Source organism: Erwinia sp. PME.40.26/001, assembly GCF_055556675.1.
Map to the genome: position 1 here is coordinate 113124 of NZ_JBVHNP010000008.1, position 17199 is coordinate 130322.

Annotated in this window: 16 protein-coding genes; 12 read left to right on the forward strand and 4 right to left on the reverse strand. The window is 58.6% G+C overall.

The annotated features are described in order from the left end of the window. Nucleotides 1-188 precede the first annotated feature (188 nt). Nucleotides 189-1679: an APC family permease gene (locus tag ACZ3HG_RS19060; protein WP_465333874.1), complete on the forward strand. Its 1491-nt coding sequence runs from the start codon at nt 189-191 to the stop codon at nt 1677-1679. Further along, on the forward strand, nt 1657-2202 hold the full coding sequence (locus ACZ3HG_RS19065) for a DUF3156 family protein (protein WP_465333876.1): 546 nt from the start codon (nt 1657-1659) through the stop codon (nt 2200-2202). The genes ACZ3HG_RS19060 and ACZ3HG_RS19065 overlap by 23 nt, the downstream gene beginning before the upstream one ends. A gap of 6 nt (nt 2203-2208) precedes the next feature. Here the strand turns inward: ACZ3HG_RS19065 and hpaR are convergent, their stop codons facing one another. Then, nucleotides 2209-2619 carry a homoprotocatechuate degradation operon regulator HpaR gene (gene hpaR / locus ACZ3HG_RS19070; protein ID WP_191935422.1) on the reverse strand — a complete coding sequence of 137 codons (411 nt, stop codon included), beginning with the start codon at nt 2617-2619 and terminating at the stop codon, nt 2209-2211. Nucleotides 2620-2868: 249 nt separating this feature from the next. Here hpaR and ACZ3HG_RS19075 point away from each other — a divergent pair, with 249 nt between their 5' ends. The 7 genes from ACZ3HG_RS19075 (at nt 2869) to hpaA (ending at nt 9432) form a co-directional block, all read left to right on the forward strand. After that, on the forward strand, nt 2869-4152 hold the full coding sequence (locus tag ACZ3HG_RS19075) for a fumarylacetoacetate hydrolase family protein (protein ID WP_465333879.1): 1284 nt from the start codon (nt 2869-2871) through the stop codon (nt 4150-4152). Next, nucleotides 4149-5603, forward strand: coding sequence for a 5-carboxymethyl-2-hydroxymuconate semialdehyde dehydrogenase (gene hpaE / locus ACZ3HG_RS19080; protein WP_465333881.1), 1455 nt, complete (start codon nt 4149-4151; stop codon nt 5601-5603). Before ACZ3HG_RS19075 ends, hpaE begins: the two co-directional genes overlap by 4 nt. A gap of 9 nt (nt 5604-5612) precedes the next feature. Beyond that, on the forward strand, nt 5613-6464 hold the full coding sequence (gene hpaD / locus ACZ3HG_RS19085; protein ID WP_191937163.1) for a 3,4-dihydroxyphenylacetate 2,3-dioxygenase: 852 nt from the start codon (nt 5613-5615) through the stop codon (nt 6462-6464). A gap of 15 nt (nt 6465-6479) precedes the next feature. Further along, nucleotides 6480-6863 (forward strand): 5-carboxymethyl-2-hydroxymuconate Delta-isomerase, encoded by a 384-nt coding sequence (locus ACZ3HG_RS19090; RefSeq protein ID WP_191935418.1) that lies wholly within the window; start codon nt 6480-6482, stop codon nt 6861-6863. A gap of 13 nt (nt 6864-6876) precedes the next feature. Continuing rightward, a complete protein-coding gene (gene hpaH / locus ACZ3HG_RS19095) occupies nt 6877-7680 on the forward strand; it encodes a 2-oxo-hept-4-ene-1,7-dioate hydratase (RefSeq protein WP_191935417.1) in 804 nt (267 codons plus the stop codon). A gap of 9 nt (nt 7681-7689) precedes the next feature. Then, nucleotides 7690-8484: a 4-hydroxy-2-oxoheptanedioate aldolase gene (gene hpaI / locus ACZ3HG_RS19100; RefSeq protein ID WP_191935416.1), complete on the forward strand. Its 795-nt coding sequence runs from the start codon at nt 7690-7692 to the stop codon at nt 8482-8484. Nucleotides 8485-8562: 78 nt separating this feature from the next. Beyond that, on the forward strand, nt 8563-9432 hold the full coding sequence (gene hpaA, locus ACZ3HG_RS19105; RefSeq protein ID WP_191935415.1) for a 4-hydroxyphenylacetate catabolism regulatory protein HpaA: 870 nt from the start codon (nt 8563-8565) through the stop codon (nt 9430-9432). Here the strand turns inward: hpaA and ACZ3HG_RS19110 are convergent. Continuing rightward, nucleotides 9429-10193, reverse strand: a complete 765-nt coding sequence (locus ACZ3HG_RS19110; RefSeq protein ID WP_191937165.1) for a hypothetical protein — start codon at nt 10191-10193, stop codon at nt 9429-9431. The two genes, hpaA and ACZ3HG_RS19110, sit on opposite strands and share 4 nt — an antisense overlap. Nucleotides 10194-10411: 218 nt before the next feature. Between ACZ3HG_RS19110 and hpaB the strand changes: the two genes are divergently transcribed. Continuing rightward, nucleotides 10412-11992 (forward strand): 4-hydroxyphenylacetate 3-monooxygenase, oxygenase component, encoded by a 1581-nt coding sequence (gene hpaB / locus ACZ3HG_RS19115; protein ID WP_191937166.1) that lies wholly within the window; start codon nt 10412-10414, stop codon nt 11990-11992. Further along, on the forward strand, nt 11985-12491 hold the full coding sequence (gene hpaC, locus ACZ3HG_RS19120) for a 4-hydroxyphenylacetate 3-monooxygenase, reductase component (RefSeq protein WP_465333885.1): 507 nt from the start codon (nt 11985-11987) through the stop codon (nt 12489-12491). Before hpaB ends, hpaC begins: the two co-directional genes overlap by 8 nt. A 4-nt stretch (nt 12492-12495) precedes the next feature. On the opposite strand, the gene ptrR is transcribed toward hpaC, so the two are convergent. Further along, a complete protein-coding gene (gene ptrR, locus ACZ3HG_RS19125) occupies nt 12496-13356 on the reverse strand; it encodes a putrescine utilization regulator PtrR (protein WP_191935411.1) in 861 nt (286 codons plus the stop codon). 102 nt (nt 13357-13458) lie between these two features. On the opposite strand from ptrR, the gene ACZ3HG_RS19130 reads away from it, so the two are divergent. Continuing rightward, nucleotides 13459-14844: an NAD-dependent succinate-semialdehyde dehydrogenase gene (locus tag ACZ3HG_RS19130; RefSeq protein WP_465333888.1), complete on the forward strand. Its 1386-nt coding sequence runs from the start codon at nt 13459-13461 to the stop codon at nt 14842-14844. A gap of 3 nt (nt 14845-14847) precedes the next feature. Here ACZ3HG_RS19130 and ACZ3HG_RS19135 read toward each other — a convergent pair whose 3' ends face one another. Next, complete coding sequence (locus ACZ3HG_RS19135) at nt 14848-16626, reverse strand: sensor domain-containing diguanylate cyclase (RefSeq protein ID WP_465333890.1); 1779 nt, start codon at nt 16624-16626, stop codon at nt 14848-14850. Nucleotides 16627-17199: the final 573 nt, after the last annotated feature.

Sequence of the window (17199 nt, forward strand, 5' to 3'; positions counted from 1 at the left end):
GTCAGTGCGTCTGTCTGTTCCCGCAGGGGTGTTTGCTTCTGAACGAACTGACTTAATTAACACATTATAAACATCTCAATAACGTGAGCTGCGGCAGGAAACGCTCAGTATCGTTCCTTCGGACGATACTGAGCGCTCTCAATGCCTGTTTACACTCTTTATTACCCGTCCTTTCCCGGAAGATTGAAATGTTAAAACACAGGCTTGCGGCGCACCTTAAACAGGGAGCCGTCGGTTTTCCCACCACGCTGGCCAGTTCGGTGGGGCTGATCATGGCCAGTCCGGTGATCCTGACGGTGACCAGTGGATTTGGCCGCGGAGGAGACACCTTTGCCCTGGCTATTCTGATCGGTTTTATTATGATGCAGGCCCAGCTGATGAGCTTCTCAGAGGCCGCCATCCTGATGCCGACGACCGGCTCGGTCTACGACTATATCTCCTGCGGGATGGGCCGTTTTTTTGCTATTACCGGCGCACTGTGCGCCTATCTGATCGTGCATGTGTTTGCTGGTACGGCGGAAACCATCCTGTCGGGGGTGATGGCGATGGTCAACTTCGGCGACGCCGGTCTGCATTCTGGCCCCCATCCTGACAGCTGGCTGGTCGGGGTTGGCATGGTGCTGCTGTTTGGTCTGCTGAACGCCACCGGCATTGAGATTTTTGGCAAGGTGGAGGTGGTGCTGACTTTCATTATGTGGAGTACGCTGCTGATCTTCAGCCTCTCCGGGCTACTGGCTGCACCAGTTCCCGCGTCGGTGGGATGGTTTGGCCTGTCGCCGGACTTCCACCATCCTCAGACGCTGATCAGCATGACGGGGATGGCGATGTTCATGTTTGTCGGCTGCGAACTGGTAACGCCGATGGCACCGGAGATCCGCCGCGCGGATAAAACCATTCCCCGGGCGATGGCGCTGGGCCTGTGCGGCGTGGCCGGCTGTATGCTGCTTTTTGGTGCGGCGCTCAACCGGCAGGTGCCGAACGTGCTGCTGGATGCGGCAAACGGGCTCCACCTCTTCGATACACCGTGGGTGATCCCGGCGTTTGCCGGGCGGGTGATGGGGGAGCCCGGAAAGCTGTGGCTGGGGATCGGCATGCTACTGGCGGGGGCAGCCACCATCAATACCCTGATGGCCGCCGTCCCACGTATTCTTTATGGTATGGCGCTGGACGGAGCCCTGCCCAGATGCCTCACCTGGCTGCATCCCCGCTTCAAAACGCCAGTGGTGGCTATCGCGCTGGCCGTGCTGATCCCCTGCCTCCATGCGTTTATCCTGCGGGGTAATCTGGACCGCATCCTCCCGATGGTGCTGGCGGCCGTCTGTGCCTGGGGCGTCTCCTATCTGCTGGTCACGCTGTCGGTGGTGCTGCTGCGGCTGCGGCGGCCCGATCTGCCGCGTGCCTGGCGCGCTCCGCTGTTTCCGTTACCGCAAATCCTTTCCAGCGCGGGGATCCTGATGGCGATGTGGAACATCACCCCTCCCGGCGTCAGTCCCCATGCTATCCTGGTGCCCTTCTGGACGATTCTGGCCCTCACCTCCTGTTATGCCCTGTGCTGGTGCCTGTTCGTGATGCGGGTGAATCCCTTTAAGCCCGTTGCGGTTGAAGCCGTACTGGAGCGGGCGTTTTCCGACCGTAACGCGGCGGTGACAGGTCACGATGTCCTGCGTTCACTGGAATGACCCCCTGCTGACGCGTCTGAGTCAGGATCTGGCCGGCTGGCGGATCAGCCAACCCGTTCCCGGCATGATGGCGATCGCGCTCGATGCGCAGCGGCAGGTGACCGTGATCCGTCGCAGAGAGCGTCTCTTTCTGGGGCGGATTGATCATGCGGTGTTTCGTATGGAGGGGTCGTGCACGCTGCAGGGTCCGCTGACGCTGCGTGCCCGGCAGCCCGGCTGGCTGAAGCGCCGTCCGGTAGCGTTTTATACCCGTGAGTCCGGTGCCGCAGCGGAGCAACTGCTGCACGTGCTGAAGCGCTATCCGGTGATTGCGCAGACGCTGGGCGAACTGGACTACCGGCGTTTTCGCGTTGACCTCGCGTGCGGGCGCTGGTGCTGTGAAATTGAACTCTTCGCGGCCTGTGAAGCGCGCCTGCGCATCCCGCCCATGCAGCGTTATCTTCGGCTGAGTGCCAGCCAGCGGGTTCTGCTGTTAAGCCTGTTTCAACTGCTGGCGCAGATGATGGCGATACAGGAGACGTAGCCCGGCCTATGCCAGCTGAGTGAACGCTTCCAGCAGCTGCGTTAACTGGCGCAGTTTCTCCTTACCGAACTGCCGTTCGATTTGCAGATAACCCGCATCCACTTCACGGCTGGCCTGCTGGTACAGAGCCTGTCCGGCAGGCGTCAGGGCGGCCACCAGCTTGCGCTGATCATTAACGGGTTTAAGGCGTGATACCAGTCCGTCACGCTCAAGGCGGGTCAGGATGCCAGTCAGACTGGGACGCAGGATGCACGCCTGCTGCGCCAGCTGATGGAAGTCCAGCATGTTCACTCCGGCCAGAATACGCAGGATGCGCCACTGCTGCTCGGTCAGCCCGTAACGATTAAGGATTGGGCGAAAATAGCCCATGGCGGCTTCCCGCGCCTGTAAAAGAGCAATGGTCAGTGATTCGTGCATTTTTTCGCTGTGATTAAATATTTTGTTAATACTAACATAATCTGCTTATCTCCGGCATACCCCCACTTCAGGTACTTTTCATTTTGTTGCGTGTACTTATCAACACTATGAAAAACATGAGTTTATTGTAAGTTTTATTTTTTTGCCTTCAAGGTCACAACTCAATAAAACTGAGTTGATCCTCTTTGTGATTACGCGTAATCCTGACTTCATTAATATATTAATGAAATGGCTGAGTTGAGGGTAATCATGAAAAAAACCATTTTTGGTGTGGCGTTGAACCATCAGTCGCAAACCGCGGCTTGGGCAAAAAAATTCCATCAGCCACCTTATAACACCCCGCCACAGACGCCGGTCTGGTTTATCAAGCCGCGTAACACCTGGCGACATCACGGTGACACCATTGGTTTACCGGTCGGGGAGACCGTCTTCAGCGGGGCGACGCTGGCCGTCATCATGGCAAAAACCGCGCGCAGGATCCCGGTGTCGGCGGCGGAAACGTGTATCGAAGGCTACGCGCTGGCGAATGAGGTCAGCCTGGCAGAGGACGATTTTTACCGTCCGGCTATCAGGGCTAAGTGTCGTGATGGTTTCTGTCCAGTGGGCGAGGTGGTGCCGCTGCGTGATGTCAGCGCGCTGCATATCATCACCGAAATCAACGGTGAAGTGAGGGACGTGTGGGACACCGGCGGTCTGCACCGTCATGCGGCTGAACTGATTGCGGCACTGAGTGAGTTTGTCACCCTGCAGCCCGGCGACATGATCCTGTTGGGAACGCCGCAGCAGCGAGTGGCGCTGCAGGAAGGTGACAGTGTCACGATAAAGGCCGCCGGTTTCCCCTCGCTGACCAATCGCTTCAGCCAGCAGGCACCGCACATCGCACAGCCCGGGGCGACACCCACGCTGTTTGCGCTGGGATTAAATTATGCCGACCACGCCAGCGAGCTGAACTTTACCCCGCCGAAGGCCCCGCTGGTGTTTATTAAGGCAGCGAATAGTCTGACCGGAGACGGCTGCGTATCGGTCCGGCCTGACCGGGTCGATTACATGCACTATGAGGCCGAGCTGGTGGTGGTGATCGGCAAAACAGCCCGCCGCGTCAGTCGCGATCGGGCCATGGAGTACGTCGGCGGATACACCCTGTGTAATGACTACGCGGTGCGCGACTATCTGGAAAACTACTACCGTCCTAACCTGCGGGTAAAAAGTCGCGACACGCTGACGCCGCTGCGCGCGGCCATCGTTGATCCCGCCGCGTTGCCTGACCCCCATAACCTGCAGGTGAAAACCTTCGTCAACGGTGAGCTGCGTCAGAGCGGCAGCACGCGTGACATGGTGTTTGATATTCCGTTTCTTATTGCCTGGCTGAGTGAATTTATCACCTTACAGCCGGGGGACATGATCGCTACCGGCACCCCTAAAGGACTGTCTGACGTGCGCCCCGGCGATGAGGTGGTGGTGGACGTGGAGGGCGTCGGCCGGCTAACCAACCGGATCGTCAGTGAACAACAGTATGAGGAAGGTGCACGATGAAAAAGATCAATCACTGGATCAACGGCAAAAACATCAGCAGCAGTGACTATTTTACCACCATCAACCCGGCCACCGGCGAGGTGCTGGCGGAGGTCGCTTCGGGCGGTGAGCGGGAGGTGGCTCTGGCAGTAGACGCGGCGCGCACTGCCTTTCCGAAATGGGCTAACACCCCGATGAAAGAGCGTGCGCGGCTGATGCGCCGTCTCGGGGAGCTGATCGATCGCGACGTACCGCATATTGCCGCACTGGAAACGGCCGATACTGGTCTGCCTATCCACCAGACAAAAAATGTGCTGATCCCCCGGGCCTCCCACAACTTTGAATTTTTCGCTGAGATCTGCCAGCAGATGAACGGCCGGACCTACCCGGTCGATGACCGGATGCTTAACTACACGCTGGTACAGCCGGTCGGCGTCTGTGCGCTGGTGTCACCCTGGAACGTGCCGTTTATGACCGCCACCTGGAAGGTGGCACCCTGCCTGGCTCTGGGCAACACCGCTGTCCTGAAAATGTCTGAGCTTTCGCCGCTGACGGCCGACCGGCTGGGCGCGCTGGCCCGTGAGGCCGGCATTCCCGCAGGGGTGTTAAACGTGGTGCAGGGCTACGGAGCCACGGCAGGTGACGCGCTGGTGCGGCATCAGGACGTACGTGCCGTGTCGTTCACCGGGGGCACCACCACCGGGCGTAACATCATGAAAAATGCCGGTCTGAAAAAATACTCAATGGAGCTTGGTGGCAAATCCCCGGTGCTGATCTTTGACGATGCCTATATCGACCGGGCCCTGGATGCGGCGCTCTTCACCATCTTTTCGATCAATGGCGAACGCTGCACCGCCGGGTCCCGCATTTTTATTCAGCAGAGTATTTACCCCGAGTTTGTGCGGCGCTTTGCCGAACGGGCTAACCGGCTGCGCGTTGGCGATCCGACCGACCCGGCGACACAGGTCGGTTCGCTGATCAGCCGCCAGCACTGGGACAAAGTGTCGGGGTATATCCGCCTGGGGATGGAAGAGGGGGCGAGGCTGCTGGCCGGGGGGCCGGAAAAACCGGAAGGGCTGGATCGCGGGCATTTCCTGCGGCCGACGGTGCTGGCCGACGTGGACAACCGCATGCGCGTGGCGCAGGAGGAGATCTTCGGCCCTGTCGCCTGTCTGCTGCCGTTTAAAGATGAAGCGGAGGGACTGCGGCTGGCCAATGACGTGGAGTACGGCCTCGCCTCCTACCTCTGGACGCAGGATGTCAGCAAGGTGATGCGGCTGGCACGGCGCATTGAGGCGGGGATGGTGTTTGTGAATACCCAGAATGTTCGCGATTTGCGTCAGCCTTTCGGCGGTGTGAAAGCCTCGGGCACCGGCCGTGAAGGGGGGGAATACAGTTTTGAAGTCTTCGCTGAAATGAAAAACGTCTGTATCTCTTTTGGCGATCATCCGATTCCACAATGGGGTCTGTAAGGAGGGAGCATGGGAACGTTAGCGCTGGCGGCCAAAATCACACACGTGCCGTCAATGTATCTGTCTGAAATGCCGGGAAAACATCACGGCTGCCGCCAGGCGGCGATAGAGGGACATCATGAAATCAGCCGCCGCTGCCGGGCGTTGGGCGTAGATACGCTGGTGGTCTTTGATACCCACTGGCTGGTGAACAGCGCCTATCACATCAACTGCAATGCCCACTTCAGCGGCATCTACACCAGCCACGAACTGCCGCATTTTATCCGTGATATGGCCTATGACTATGAAGGCAACCCGGCGCTGGGTTATCTGATCGCCGAGGAGGCAAGGGCAGAAGGCGTCCGCGCGCAGGCGCATGCCATCGAAAGCCTGACGCTGGAGTACGGCACGCTGGTGCCGATGCGTTATATGAACAGCGACCGCCGCTTCAGGGTGGTGTCGATTTCTGCTTTCTGTACCGTCCACGACTTTGCCGACAGCCGCCGTCTGGGCGAGGCGGTGCGGCGGGCGGTCGGCAAATACCCCGGTACCGTAGCGGTGCTCGCCAGCGGCTCCCTCTCGCACCGCTTTATTGACGACCGGCGGGCAGAAGAAGGGATGAATGCCTGGACCCGGGAGTTTGACGAGCAGATGGACCGGCGGGTGATGAAACTCTGGCGGGAAGGACGCTTTACCGAGTTCTGCCGCATGCTGCCGGAGTACGCAGATTACTGTTACGGCGAGGGCAATATGCACGACACCGTGATGCTGATGGGCCTGCTGGGCTGGGATCGCTATCACCAGAAAGTGGAGGTGATCACCGACCTGTTCCCCAGCTCGGGTACCGGGCAGGTCAACGCGATCTTTCCCCTGACGGCGTAAATAAGGAGGTCCGCGATGCCGCACTTTATTGTCGAATGCAGTGAAAATATCCGCGAACAGGCGCAGTTTCCGGTGCTTTTTTCCCGGGTCAATGCCTACCTTGCCGACAGCGGGCTTTTCCCCCTGGCGGGCATCCGCAGCCGCGTTCACTGGGTGGACACCTGGCAGATGGCTGACGGTAAGCGGGATTACGCCTTTGTGCATATGACGCTGAAAATAGGCCACGGGCGCAGCGAGGAACAGCTCCGGCCGGTGATGTCAGGGCTGTTTGCGCTGATAAAAAGCCACTTTGCGGCGTTAATGGCCCGGCGCTATCTGGCGCTGTCGCTGGTGCTGGAAGAGCTGCATGCGCAGTTCAATTTTAAACAAAACAATGTTCATGCCCTGTTTCAGGCGTGAAGGAAGGGATCCTATGTTAGACGATCTTACGCTGGACCGGCTGGCGGCCGAACTGAATCAGGCAGAAAAAAACCGGGAACAGGTCCGCCAGCTCTCACTGCGGCATCCGGAGATCACCCTGGACGATGCGTATGCCATACAGCGACGCGGCATTGACCAAAAAATCGCGGCAGGGCGCGTGCTGAAAGGACACAAAATTGGCCTGACCTCTAAGGCGATGCAGGTGACTTCTCAGATCAACGAACCTGACTACGGCGCCCTGCTGGACGACATGTTTTTTGTTGAAGGCGGTGATATTCCGGTAGCGCGCTTCATTGTGCCCCGGGTGGAGGTAGAGCTGGCCTTTGTGCTGGGCACCTCGCTGCGCGGTCCGCAGTGCACGCTCTTTGATGTGCTGAACGCCACGGACTACGTGATCCCGGCGCTGGAGATCATCGATGCCCGCTGCCACGGCATTGACCCTAAGACCCAGCGGCCGCGCAAAGTCTTCGACACCATTGCCGATAACGCCGCCAGCGCCGGGGTGGTAATGGGGGGACGGCCGGTCAGGCCCGATGCGCTCGACCTGCGCCGCATCAGCGCCCTGATGTATCGCAACGGGGTGATCGAAGAGTCCGGCGTGGCAGCGGCGGTGCTGAATCATCCGGCCAACGGCGTGGCCTGGCTGGCGAATAAGCTCGCGCGACATGACGTTCAGCTTGAGGGCGGGCAGGTGATCCTGAGCGGCTCCTTTACCCGGCCGGTAGCGGCGCGTAAGGGGGACACGTTCCACGTTGACTACGGCACAATGGGTGCCATTGGCTGCCGTTTTATCTGAGGAAAGTGTATGTTTATCAATGAATTTAAGCAGGCATTACAGCATAAAGATCCGCAGATTGGCCTGTGGCTGGGGCTGGCCGATCCTTACAGCGCCGAGCTGCTGGCCGGGGCCGGGTTTGATTGGCTGCTGATTGACGGTGAGCACGCCCCTAATGACGTACGTTCGGTACTGGGGCAGCTGCAGGCAATCGCCCCTTACCGCTGCCATCCGGTGGTACGCCCGGCGTGGAATGACCCGGTGCTAATCAAACAGCTGCTTGATATCGGGGCGCAGACGCTGCTGATCCCGATGGTGCAGAATGGTGATGAAGCCCGCGCGGCGGTCAGGGCCTGTCACTATCCACCGCAGGGCATTCGCGGCGTGGGCAGCGCACTGGCCCGCGCCTCCCGCTGGAACCGCATCGCAGACTATCTGCAACGGGCCGGGGAGCAGCTCTGTATTCTGGTGCAGATCGAAACCCGCCAGGCCGTGGAGAATCTGGCGGAGATCCTCGCTGTCGACGGGGTTGACGGAGTATTTATAGGCCCGGCAGATCTGAGTGCCGATATGGGGTTTCCCGGCCGTCCTGGCCATCCCGAAGTTCAGGCCATCATTGAGCTGGCTATCGCCAGTATCCGCACCGCCGGAAAGGCCCCGGGGATCCTGACCGCCGATGAAACGCTGGCGCAGCGCTACCTGGATCTGGGGGCGCTGTTTGTTGCCCCGGGTGTTGATACGACCCTGCTGGCGAGATCGGCCGAGGCGCTGGCGGCACGCTTTACCACCCGACCGACGCCGGTCATTGACGTGTCGTCACGGTGACGGTCGGGGGAGAGAGCGATGCCACCATCTTCCATAAGGACGGCCGGTAACCCTGAACAGGATGGACGGGAGAGGGCAATGGAAAATATTAATATCAGCCAGGCGTTCGGTGAGGCACACAGCGGCAGCGATGACGTGCACTATGCCGTCTTTTCCCGTATGGCGGCATTTTTTGGCCGCGATATGCGTCCGCACTGGCATGACCGCTATTTTCAGCTTCACTGTCTGACTACCGGTAAAATTGAGCTGCAGCTGGACGACCACCACTATTCCGTCCGCGCTCCGCTGTTCGTTCTGACACCGCCCTCAGTCCCCCATGCGTTTATGACGGAAGAGGACAGTGACGGTCATGTATTAACCGTCAGGCAGGAGCTGATCTGGCCGCTGCTGCAGGCGCTGTGGCCTGGCAGTCGTGATGCGCTGGCCATTCCCGGATTCTGCCTGTCGCTGGCGGGCAGCGTGCAGACGCGTGGGGCGCTGGCGCACCTCTGGCCCCTGGTGGCACAGGAGTTTTCTCAGCAGGGCCCGGGGCGGGACACGCAGCTGCGTCTGCTTTCCCAGACGCTGTTTTTACTGCTGCTGCGCGAGGTTTCGCCGGAAGAAGGGGGAACCGGGCACGTCAGCGTGCGGGGAGAGATGACCATGTTTCAACGCTTTACGCGGATGGTGGATGAAAAATACCGTGAGCACCTGACGGTACCGGACTACGCACGGGAGCTGGGGATCAGCGAGTCGCGTCTGAATGAGTTGTGCCGCCGCCTGGCCAACCAGCCGCCGAAGCGTCTGGTGTTTGAACGGATGCTGCGCGAGGCAAAAAGGCTGCTGCTGTTTAGTGCGGGCAGCGTCCACCAGATTGCCTGGCAGCTGGGCTACAAAGATCCGGCCTATTTTGCCCGCTTTTTCCACCGACTGACCGGGTGTTCACCCAGTGAGTTCCGCCGTCGCTAAGGTGATGTGTCATCCGTGCGGTAGCGCTGCAGCGTCGGATCGAAACGATAATCTACTGAGATATCGGCTTTCTGACTGTAGCAGTTAAGCGTCACACGTTTCCCCTGATTAAGGGACTCAATATTCTGATAGATGGCCGTCATATAAAAACCGAAGTCACACTGGTGTTGCTGCGGGTCGAGGATCTGATCGACCCGCCCGGTTTTTTTATTCAGCACACTGACGCGGTTGATGACGATACCGTCGGGACCAGTCTGATAGTGGCCGATGAAGCTGTGGCTGGCGGTCTGCCCCCAGAAGGGGATATCGATCCCGTCCCCGGTAATGCTGCCTGCTGCGGTGTTGTCCAGCGATGCAGTGTGCTGCAGCGTCACCGGATAGCGCCGCGTGCCCTGTTGCCATTCACCCTGCAGGCGATCGCCTTCGCGCGTGAGGCGGAAAGGACAGTCGCGGGTGTCCACCGCCTCCGCTGTTCCCTGATTCATTACCCTGTCAAATTCCGCAGGGCTGTGGATTTCGCACAGTTCGAACGTGGTGGCGGTTTGCCTGCCATAGAGCGGGATCGGTGCGCGATGCTTATCGTAGTAGTAGCTGCCCTTGATATTCAGCCCGCTGCCATAGCTGTCGTACTGCTGCACAGACAGGTGTATCGGCCAGGCGCCGAGCGTCCCGGTATAGTTATCCACCACGTACCATCCTGCGTGTGCGCCGGCGGTGGTAAAGAAGGCACTGAATGCCAGAAGCGTTTTTACTTTCATCATTTCTGTGGATCCCCGGAGAGGGCAGCGAGGCCAGCGGATTCCGTCCGGCGGCTTTTTCATGCTGCCTGTTGACGCCAGCGGGCAGGCTACTGAAAAGTGCCTGAGATAGCCAGAAACGTCTCTTCCTGCGTCCGGTTTCCCACGCTTAAATAACAACAAAATTATAACAACCTGCGCACGGGTCGCGCATTCCTCTACTCTGAATCCGAGAAAATACGATGAAACCTGAAGATCACCGAGCCTCGCCCACGCGTCCGTTTACCGGCAGTGAATATCTGCAAAGCCTGTGCGACGGGCGTGAAATCTATATCTATGGCCAGCGGGTGGAGGATGTCACGCGCCATCCGGCCTTCCGCAATGCGGCCGGAAGCGTTTCCGCGCTGTACGATGCCCTGCACGATCCGCAGCAGCACAACCTTCTGTGCCGCGACACGGATACCGGCAGCGGTGGCTATACGCACCGCTTTTTCCGCTATGCCCGCTCGGCGCAGGAGATCCGCCAGCAGCGCGACGCGATAGCTGGCTGGTCACGACTCAGCTACGGCTGGATGGGCCGTACGCCGGATTATAAGGCCGCCTTTGCCAGCTCGCTGGGAGCCAACCCCGATTTTTACGGGCCTTACGCAGACAATGCGCGCCGCTGGTACACCCGTATTCAGGAGGCGGGGCTCTATTTCAACCATGCCATCGTCAACCCGCCGGTTGACCGCCACAAGCCCGTCGATGAAGTGAAAGATGTCTACATCCGGGTAGAGAAGGAGACGGACGCCGGGATTATCGTCAGCGGGGCGAAAGTCGTGGCCACCAACTCGGCGCTGACGCACTTCAATTTTATCGGGTTTGGCTCCGCGCAGGTGATGGGCAACGACCCGGACTTTGCGCTGATGTTTATCGCCCCGATGGATGCGCGCGGGGTGAAGCTGATTTCCCGTGCCTCCTATGAGCTGACGGCGGGTGCCGTGGGGTCCGCATTTGACTATCCGCTCTCCAGCCGCTTTGATGAAAATGACGCGATACTGGTGATGGATAAGGTGCTGATCCCCTGGGAAAACGTGCTGATCTATCGCGATTTTGAGCGCTGCCGCCGCTGGTATGCGGAGGGCGGATTCGTCCGGCTCTATCCTATGCAGGCCTGCGTCAGGCTGGCGGTGAAGCTGGATTTTATTACCGCCCTGCTGCATAAAAGCCTGGAGTGTACCGGTACCCTTGAGTTTCGGGGCGTACAGGCGGCGCTGGGGGAAGTGGTGGCCTGGCGTAACCTGTTCTGGTCGCTGAGTGATGCGATGGCATCGGAGGCCAGCCCCTGGGTCAACGGAGCGTATCTGCCCGATGCCCGGGCAATGAACACCTACCGCGTGATGGCCCCAATAGCCTGGACAAAGATTAAGAATATTATCGAATGCAACGTGGCCAGCGGGCTGATTTATCTGCCTTCCAGCGTACGTGATCTGCAGAATCCGGAAATCGACCGCTACCTGGCGCGGTTCGTACGGGGTTCCAACGGAATGGACCACGAGCAGCGCATTAAAATTCTGAAGCTGATGTGGGATGCCACTGGCAGTGAGTTCGGGGGACGCCACGAGCTGTATGAGATCAACTATGCCGGCAGCCAGGACGAAGTGCGCATGCAGTGCCTGCGTGATGCGCACCACTCCGGGGCGATGGACGACATGATGGCGATGGTTGACCGCTGTCTGGCCGACTATGACCGCCACGGCTGGAAAAAATCGCACCTGCACAACAATGACGATATCAGTCAGCTGGATCGTCTGCTGAGCGGAGGGGACGGTCATGACTGATGACTGTGCACACCGTATGCCATTTCGCGATGCCATGGCCCGTCTTCCTGCGGCGGTCTGTATCGTCACTACACAGGGGACGGCAGGGCGCGGTGGCCTCACTGCGACTGCCGTGTGCCCGGTCACCGATACGCCGCCGACCGTACTGGTCTGCATTAACCGCAGCAGTGCCATGAATCCGGTTTTTGAGCAGAACGGACGAATGTGTATCAATGTGCTCAACCACCGGCAGGAGGCGATGGCGCGCCATTTTGCCGGTATGACTGACCTGGCCATGGCGGATCGCTTTTTGCTGGACGGCTGGCGGCAGGGCGAATACGGTCAGCCGCTGCTGGGCGGGGCGCTGGCCAGCCTGGAGGGGGAGATCAGCCAGGTGCAGAGTCTGGGTACGCATCAGGTCTACCTGCTGGCGGTGCGGGCAATTTGGTGGGAAGAGGAGGGCGACGGGCTGATCTATTTTAAACGGCGTTTTCATTCTTTGCCTTGCCCCGTAAGCTGAGGTTTCAGGCCGTTTCTTTCAGCAGGCGTGCCATCGCCTGCAAATTATTTGACTGTATCCCCTTGCGCCACACCAGCCAGATAGCAATCTGCCCCATGCCCCCACTCAGCGGCCAGGCGTGAACGTTGTCGCGTCCCGGCATATTGTCCAGCATGCTACGCGGGATCAGCGCTAACCCGGCACCAGCGCTGACGCAGGCGAGGATGCCGTGATACGACTCCATCTCAAAAATTTTGCCCGGGGCCGCATTCTCGCGTGAGAACCAGTCTTCAAACAGCCGGCGATAAGAGCAGTTAGCGCGAAACGCATAGACGGTCGAGCCGGAGATGCTGGTGGCGTCAGGAACGGGCGGGTGATTCAGCGCTGAGATCAGCACCATTTCTTCGTTAACGACCGGCATACCTTCCAGCTGTGGATGCTTCGGCGGGCCGTCGGTAAACGCAGCGCTGTACTGACCGGCGAGGACACCGTCGATCATATCCCCGGACGGACCGGTGCTCAGGTCGAGCTCAACCTGCGGCCAGCTCTGGTGGTAGCGCGCAATCAGCGGAGGCAGGCGCACAGCGGCAAAACTCTCTATTGCGCCCAAGGTGAAGATGCCCCCCGGCTGCTGTCCGGAAACGCTGTGTTTCGCTTCGGCAGCGAGTGCCAGAAGGCGCCGGGTATAATCGAGAAAGGTCCTGCCGCTGTCGGTGATGTGCAGGCGCAGCTTTTCGCGGCGAAACAGCGAGCAGCCCAGTTCCTCTTCCAGCTGTTTCAGCCGGGTGGAGATATTAGAGGGGACTCGATGCAATCTCTCGGCCGCCGCCGTCACGCTGCCCTCTTCCGCAATGGCGCGAAAGACTTCCAGCTGGGTCAGATCCACATCATTCTCTTATTGAGTAAATTATTTTCTTTATTATTCATTATTAAAGAATATACATCAAGACTAGGATGGAGCCATTGTGAATCACCTAAGGGAGCCATCATGACGCATATTTCTTCAGCGGTAGCCATTTCACGCAACCCCACCACAGGTGAGGTCGTTGCCCGATATCCTTTCGCCAGCGGAGCAGAGGTGGATGAGGCGCTGGCCTTAACCCACACGGCCTTTCGTACATGGCGGCACAGCGCCATCACTGATCGTGTCAGGTTGCTGCAAAACATCGCCGGTGGCCTGCGTCAGCAGGCGCAGCCCCTGGCGGAGATGATGACCCGTGAGATGGGTAAACCCGTGGATCAGGGGCTGGCAGAAGTCGAGAAAAGCGCCAGACTGTGCGAATGGTACGGCGAGCACGGCCCGGCTTTCCTCGAGCGTGAACCGACGCAGGTAGAGGGCGATAAGGCCTTTGTCGATTATCTGCCGCTGGGGCCGGTACTGTCGGTGATGCCATGGAATTTTCCAGTGTGGCAGGTGCTGCGCGGTGCTGTTCCCATCATGCTGGCGGGGAACAGCTATCTGTTGAAGCCTGCGCCGAACGTGATGGGCTGTGCGCTGTTGTTGCAGGAGATCCTGACGGCAGCGGGCGTGCCTGAGGGGCTGTTTATGGTGGTCAATGCCGATAACGACGGCGTGGCGCAGGCGATTAATGATAAACGTATTGCAGCCGTCACCGTCACCGGCAGCGTACGTGCCGGTGGAGCCATTGCTGCCCTGGCCGGTGCCGCCATTAAGAAATGCGTGCTGGAACTGGGTGGTTCTGATGCCTTTATCGTGCTGGCCGATGCGGATATTGATGCTGCGGTGAAGGGGGCGATCGCCGGACGGTTTATGAATAACGGCCAGCTTTGCATCTCTGCCAAACGTATCATTGTGGAAGCCGCCGTTTTTGAACAGTTCAGCGAGAAGTTTGTCAGCGCGGTGAAGGCGATGAAGATCGGCGACCCGCGCGAGCCGGGTACCTGGATTGGCCCGATGGCCCGCTACGATCTGCGTGACGAACTGGACGCGCAGGTGCAGGCCACCCTGAAAGAGGGGGCCACGCTGCTGGTGGGCGGTCATGCCCTGCCGGGTGAGGGTAACTACTATGCGCCCACGGTGCTGAGTGACGTTAAACCCGGTATGACCAGCTTCGATCAGGAGCTGTTTGGCCCGGTGGCCTCGCTGATTGTGGCTGATGATGCCGCTCACGCGGTGGCAATGGCCAATGACTCCGAGTTTGGCCTCGGCGGCAGCCTGTGGAGCCGGGATCTGGCCCGGGCGCAGACGCTGGCGTCACAGATTGAAACTGGCGGTGTGTTTATCAACTCCCCGAGCTTCTCCGATCCGCGCGTACCGATCGGCGGCGTGAAAAAAAGCGGCTTTGGCCGCGAACTGTCACACTTCGGCCTGCGTGAGTTTACCAATGCGCAGACGGTATGGGTGGCGTCCTGACCGTCAGGCCTGGGGATAATGTGAACGCAGCCAGCGCTCCACGCCCTCAGGAATGAGCGGCCGGGAGTAATAAAAACCCTGGATTTCATCGCAGCCCAGACGCTGCAGTGAGGCCAGGGTTTTTTGATCTTCCACGCCTTCAGCCAGCACCACATAGTGCAGCTCTTTCAGCATGGTGATGATATGGCGGGCGATCACTTCGCTGGCCGGGTCGTGGGACAGCGGCTGGATCAGCGAACGGTCCAGCTTGATCACATCCACCGGAATGCGGCACAGGGTATTAATATTGCTGTACCCGGAGCCAAAATCATCCAGCGCAATGCGGAATCCGCGCTGCTTCAGCTTATTCAGTCCCCGCCTGGCATCGGCATTTTCCAGCACCTGCTCGTTCTCCAGACACTCTATGCACAAATCGCCCGGTTTTAATCCGGCATTGAGCATTCTGGCTTCCAGCTTATCGGCAAAGTCCACACGCGAAAAATCACTGATGCACATATTGACCGAGACCGGTAGATCCAGCCCCTTGCTGCGCCACAGGCGAAGCTGAGCGATGGTATGGTCAATCACCCATTCCGTCAGTTCCTCCATCAGGCTGGTTTGTGCCGCCAGCGGGATAAATTCATCGGGGGGAATGTTACCGTACACGGGATGATCCCAGCGCAGCAGTGTTTCCAGCCCGACCGGCTTGCCCAGGCGCAGAGACATCTGTGGCTGATAAACCAGATACAGGCCCGGTGCGCCGCGAACCGCCGCGGCCAGGTCGTGCAGCAGCCGGAAATGCTGACTTCTGCGGCCATCGCTGTCGGCATTATAAGCCATATAACTCTGTTTCAGGCTGATGGCTTCGTGCAGTGCGCTGACCGCACGGCGCAGTACCTCAGGTACCTCCGACCCGGTGGGTACAAAGTTCACCTCACCAACATGCGGTTTCGCATCAATGGTAATGTTGTCGAACAGATGGGCGCGTATCTCTCCCAGTTGCTGACTCATTTCGCGCCCGCCCGCACGTTGCTGGCTGTTGCTCAGGAGGGCAAAGCGCCCGACCGCAACGGTATACAGAACGTCATCACTCTCCAGCCCGAGGCGGGTGCGCAGAATAGCGGTCAGCTCCCTCAGCAGGGTTTCCACGGCGTTCATACCGACCGATCGGGCAATCTCATAGGCACGCGGCATATCAATGCAGTCGATCAGCGTCAGATGATGAGGTTCGTTGTTGCCGGCCTGCCGCAGCAGTTCAATATCTTTCATCAGGCGTTGACGGTTTGGCAGACGGGTCACCACATCCTGATAGCCGGCAATATACCAGGCATCCAGATAACCAATGACCAGGCTGGCCAGCAGCTCCAGCAGGCGGATCTGCTCTGCAGAAAACGCCTGCGGCTTAATATCGGTGACGCACAGGGTGCCGATGGTGATGCCGTCGCGGTTGCGCAGCGGGGCACCCACGTAAAAGCGGATAAAGGGTTCACCCAGGGTCAGCGGATGCTGGCTGAACCGGCTATCAAGATGGGTGTCGTGGCACACCAGTACTTTGCCCAGCTCCAGCGTATGACGGCAAAAAGCATGCTGCAGCGACGTTTGTTTCAGGTCAAAATTACAGGAAGCTTTAATAAACTGGTTTTCATCATCAAGAACCGAGACAAAGCTGCCGGGAATGCCCAGCAGTTCGCTGGCCAGCAGGGTAAATTTTTGAAGAATGTCATCGCGATCCGCATCATCGGCTTTGAGCATCTCAAGCGCCGCCAGGCGTTTTGCTTCGTCGCTACAGAAAGTCCCGCTCATATTCAGTTTCACATTCCAGATTCAACGGCCGTAAAGCGGGGCCAGGCTAGGATCGGTATCGGCCGCGCACCGCCAAACTTTAGATAAACAACCTTGCAACATCCAGCAGAACAATTCACTAATACGTGCGTAATTTAACTTTCTCATCACGGAACGCCTGAGCGCACTTATCGTATAGGAGGTAAACCAACACTTCATGTTCATGGAGAGTGAGTGGTTGTGGTGCCAGCTGATGATTGTTTATCTTTATGACAGGCAGGGGACTTTTATGGTTAAGAATAATATTCCATGCCAGACGAAAAAGTAGTTAAGATGAAAATTAAACCTTATGTGCAAGGATTGTTATCATTGATTAGGGATATCATGAGGTTTGTTGAGAATGGTGATCTCGGTAGGTGTTTTTTATTTGCGTTCAATATCAATGTGAGGGACGCATTTTGTCTGTTCTGCTGAAGCCGGAGGTCAGTGGATGGCTGAACACGCCTTCTTCTGTTTGATATGATTCTGGCTCCGCTCTCTGATACATAAAAATCCGGTCTTAAGCAGAGTAAATAGCCCGGCTGATGTCGTTTG